Genomic DNA, 4220 nt, shown 5'->3' on the forward strand with positions numbered 1-4220 from the left:
TTGTAATAGCGAAGCGGGGCTTTCCATCGGGAAACCCCGCTTTTTCGGTGTTTTTCAGTCGAATATAAGGCGTTTTTTCTATTTGTTTTTCCATAAAATGTCCGTATTACAATTTTAATTCCCCGTATTCGTGTTAAAAATCGAATACGGTTTTTTAATTTTCCGCTACTTCAAACCTATATTTTAACACTCTAAAATGTTTCGAAAGGTTAAATATGTTAAAGTTGAAAACTCAAGGTGGCCTGCTCGTAAAACAGTTTTCCGACGAAGCGGCACAGCCGAACGCCATGGGGCTTCAACGGAAAAAATGCGCTGTCATCACATGACGGTGCCACCTTTCGGTCCGTTTTTCTGTCATATCTGCATAAAAAAAGCCGGTTGCCATTGTCTACGGAGGAAAAAACACATTCATTTTGTTTTCTTACTCCGCTCATTTGCACTAACTTTGCACTGAAATCTTACATAAAACATATTAAGTATGAAACTTTTACTGTTGGGCAGTGGCGGTCGCGAGCATGCCTTGGCCTGGAAAATAGCACAAAGTCCTAAGATAGAACAGCTTTTCATCGCTCCCGGCAATGCCGGAACGGCCGGTGTGGGGCAAAACGTGGCCTTGAAGGCCGATGACTTTGAAGGCATCGCACAATTTGTCATTGACCGTGAGGTGGATATGGTCGTTGTAGGGCCGGAAGATCCTTTAGTCAAAGGCATTTACGACTATTTCAAACATCACGACTTGCTGAAAGCGATACCTGTTATCGGTCCATCGAAAGCCGGTGCCGTGCTTGAGGGCTCGAAGGACTTTGCCAAAGGTTTCATGCAACGCCATAATATTCCCACAGCCGCTTACGCCACCTTTGACGGTGAACACGTGGAGGAAGGCTGTCGCTTTCTTGAAACGCTTCAGGCACCTTATGTGCTTAAGGCTGACGGCCTGTGTGCCGGCAAAGGCGTACTGATTTTGTCTACGCTCGAAGAAGCTCAACGCGAACTCCGCGACATGTTGGGCGGTATGTTCGGCAATGCTTCCTCACGTGTGGTTATCGAAGAGTTCCTCAGTGGCATAGAATGTTCCGTATTCGTGCTCACCGACGGCACGCACTACAAAATTTTGCCCGAAGCCAAGGACTACAAGCGTATAGGCGAAGGAGACACCGGTCTTAACACCGGTGGCATGGGCAGCGTTTCGCCTGTACCGTTTGCCGACAAGGACTGGATGAAAAAGGTGGAGGACGAAATCATACGTCCCACCGTTGAGGGGCTTGCCGCCGAAGGCATTGACTATAAAGGCTTCATCTTCTTCGGCCTGATCAATTGCGGCGGACAGCCTAAGGTTATAGAATACAACTGCCGCATGGGCGACCCCGAAACCGAAACGGTAATGCTGCGCCTGAAGAGCGACATCGTGGAACTCTTCGAAGGAGTGGCCGAAGGCAATCTCGATACCAGATCCGTAGAGTTCGACCCACGCGCGGCCGTATGTGTCATGTGTGTGTCGGGAGGCTATCCCGGCAGCTACGAAAAGGGGTTCCCGATCACAGGCACCGATATGGACGACAGCGTGGTGTTTCATGCCGGAACAAGTGTGGAAGAAGGTCGCCTTGTCACGGTCGGCGGACGTGTCATCGCCGTCAGTTCTTATGGCGACACCAAGGAGGAGGCCTTGGCCAAATCGATGGCAGGCGCACGGAAAATCAGTTTTGAAAAGAAATATTTCCGTACAGATATAGGTCTCGATTTATAAAAACTATCGGAAGACGGCATGACTGGCACCGTCCATCGGCCTCCAAAAACATCATGCGAGAACGCCAACTTATCCACCGCATAACAACGGGTACCTTGACACTTCCTACGGCTACTCTTATAGCCGCGGCGATATGGCTGTTGCCCGGAATTGCTGACAAGAACTTATGGGGCGGCCTTGCCGTTACAGGCTTGGCCGCCTATTTCCTTGTAGAACTCAACAACCGCAATGCGCTTCTGCGGGTGAGATCGCGAATGATGGGAACGACATTCCTGATGCTCTCGGCCGCTTGTCCGGAACTTCACCGGTGGGATTTCTCCATGTTGCCGGGCCTATGCCTGATAGCCGCTTATTTCCCTCTCTTTGCCTCTTACCAAAAAGACCGCACGGCAAGTGAGGTGATGCACGCCTTTGCCCTCGTGAGCATAGGCAGTTTTGTTTATCCCCCCTTGCTGTTGCTGCAGTTGTTATTCTATTTTTGTCTCGGTGTGCAGCTGCGTGCATTAAACCGCCGCTCGTTTTTCGCCGGTCTCATCGGAGCGTTCCTCCCTTACTGGCTATATCTGGGGTATGCCGTATGGGCCGACATCTTTCCCGAGGCCTTTCTGCCCTTTGCCGAGGCGTTTCTTTTCACACCGCCCGATTATTCGGTTCTTCTTCCCTGGCAGATTGTGTCGGCGGCTTTCGTCGGTCTGCTGTCGTTGGCAAGTATCTTTCATCTCTTGCGGACAGCTTATAATGACAAGATAAGAACGAGGATGTTCTTTTATGCCATTACACTGACTGAATGCGTGCTTTTGGCAGCTACGGCGCTACAGCCCCAAAGGTTCAATGTGCTTTTTCCTCTGCTCCTTGCCAACAGTTCACCGCTCATAGCCCATTACTTCACACTGGCACGCGGCCGGTGGATAAATCTTTGGTTTGTTTGCTGCCTGCTGGCGTTAGGCGGACTAATTGCTTTTAACTATATCATGTTATGGAATCCTTTCTTGAAGCTTTGGTGACGTGTGGACCGGCCGGTATGTTCATTGCGGCCTTTTTGGCCGGCAGCGTCTTTCCTTTGAGTTCCGAAGTGGTATTGTTGGCCTTGCTCGGAGCCGGCGGCAATCCTTTCCTGCTGCTTGTCTGCGCCACGGCAGGCAACGCTCTGGGAAGTCTGTTCAACTACGGTTTAGGAAGAATGGGGCGAGAAGAGTGGATTACGCGTTTCGCCAAAATACCGCCTGAGAAGTTGCGGCGCGGGATGTACCATGTGCGGCGCTACGGCGTATGGGCCGGTTTGGTTGCGTGGATTCCGGTGGCGGGCGAACTTATCACCGTGGCTATGGGATATTTGCGCGTCAATTTGCCTCTCTCCTTGCTGACTATCACAGTAGGAAAATATCTGCGTTATCAGATTCTTGTTTCCACATGGCTGGCCGCCATGGGATAGCAATACGTATTTTTCACACACAACATATTATAATGTATATGGTAAAGAAATCATTCAGATCTGCGTCTTGTTTTGTTACTCTTTTATCTTTCGCTCTGTTGACACTTACCGTTTCATGTGCGGGCAACACGCCTGTCGGTAAAGACAACATTACTGTCAGCATAGAGCCGCTGCGCTATGTGATGGAATCCATAGCCGGTGACCGTTATAACATCAACGTCCTGACTCCGGCCGGTGCCAGTCCTGAAACCTATCAGCTGACACCTCAGCAGTTGACGCAACTTCGTGAGAGCCGTATGTATGTGCGTATGGGTACGCTTGGGTTTGAAAGTAACCAGTTGAATAAGATTACAGAAAGCATCCCTCATATTTTCAGCGTCAAGGCTTCGGCCGGACTTACTCCTCTTTGGAAGGAAGGCTATGGTTCTGAAAGTGATTCCATCAATACGGACCCCCATACGTGGACTTCGCCAATTAATATGAAGACTATTGCCAAGAATATCTGCGAGGCTCTCTGTGAGATGGATACTACCAACCGCGAGCTTTTTTCGCATAACATGAAACATTTCAGTGAGCACATGGACAGTATTGATGCTTCTGTGCGCCAGATGCTGGCCGATGTCCCTACCCGTTCTTTCTTGGTGTATCATCCTTCTCTGGGGTATTTCGCACGCGACTACGGTTTGAGGCAAATTAGTCTGGAACACAATGGTAAATCACCGTCGGCCGAACGTATGGAGCGACTTGTGAAACAATGTCGTGAGGACAGCGTGAGGGTTATCTTTCTCCAGAAAGAGTATAGCGAACGCTCCGTGCGCGCCATAGCGGAAGAGTTGGATGCCAAGATCGTTGTTGTCAATCCTTTGTCTTACGATTGGAATACGGAAATACTCAACATCGCTAAAGCCCTGAGCCGATGAAGGCTGAAGGCTTATTGCTTCAGGCCGGGAGCGTTTCGGCGGGTTATGAGGCCCGCCGTGTGCTTTGTGAGGTGTCGTTTGCCGTGAGTGCCGATGATTTCATTATTCTCCGGGGGCCTAATGG

The 4220-nt window shown here is 50.0% G+C and carries 4 protein-coding genes; all 4 read left to right on the plus strand.

From position 1 onward, the window contains the following. Nucleotides 1-478: 478 nt before the first annotated feature. Genes purD through C5S62_RS00770 form a run of 4 tightly spaced genes read left to right on the plus strand, consistent with a single transcriptional unit; the run spans nt 479 to nt 4096 of the window. Nucleotides 479-1744, plus strand: coding sequence for a phosphoribosylamine--glycine ligase (gene purD / locus C5S62_RS00755; protein WP_104403640.1), 1266 nt, complete (start codon nt 479-481; stop codon nt 1742-1744). A gap of 53 nt (nt 1745-1797) precedes the next feature. Next, nucleotides 1798-2748 (plus strand): hypothetical protein, encoded by a 951-nt coding sequence (locus tag C5S62_RS00760; protein WP_104403641.1) that lies wholly within the window; start codon nt 1798-1800, stop codon nt 2746-2748. Then, nucleotides 2721-3176, plus strand: coding sequence for a YqaA family protein (locus C5S62_RS00765; RefSeq protein WP_104403642.1), 456 nt, complete (start codon nt 2721-2723; stop codon nt 3174-3176). The genes C5S62_RS00760 and C5S62_RS00765 overlap by 28 nt, the downstream gene beginning before the upstream one ends. Nucleotides 3177-3214: 38 nt before the next feature. After that, on the plus strand, nt 3215-4096 hold the full coding sequence (locus C5S62_RS00770) for a metal ABC transporter solute-binding protein, Zn/Mn family (RefSeq protein WP_172486206.1): 882 nt from the start codon (nt 3215-3217) through the stop codon (nt 4094-4096). Nucleotides 4097-4220: the final 124 nt, after the last annotated feature.

The sequence above is a fragment of the Prevotella sp. MGM2 genome (genome assembly GCF_002933955.1).
Classification (GTDB): Bacteria; Bacteroidota; Bacteroidia; order Bacteroidales; family Bacteroidaceae; genus Alloprevotella.

Bases quoted from the DNA above. Each gene is read 5' to 3' on its own strand.
- C5S62_RS00765 (WP_104403642.1), top strand. From the start codon at position 2,721: ATGGAATCCTTTCTTGAAGCTTTGGTGACGTGTGGACCGGCCGGTATG.
- purD (WP_104403640.1), top strand. From the start codon at position 479: ATGAAACTTTTACTGTTGGGCAGTGGCGGTCGCGAGCATGCCTTGGCC.
- C5S62_RS00770 (WP_172486206.1), top strand. From the start codon at position 3,215: ATGGTAAAGAAATCATTCAGATCTGCGTCTTGTTTTGTTACTCTTTTA.
- C5S62_RS00760 (WP_104403641.1), top strand. From the start codon at position 1,798: ATGCGAGAACGCCAACTTATCCACCGCATAACAACGGGTACCTTGACA.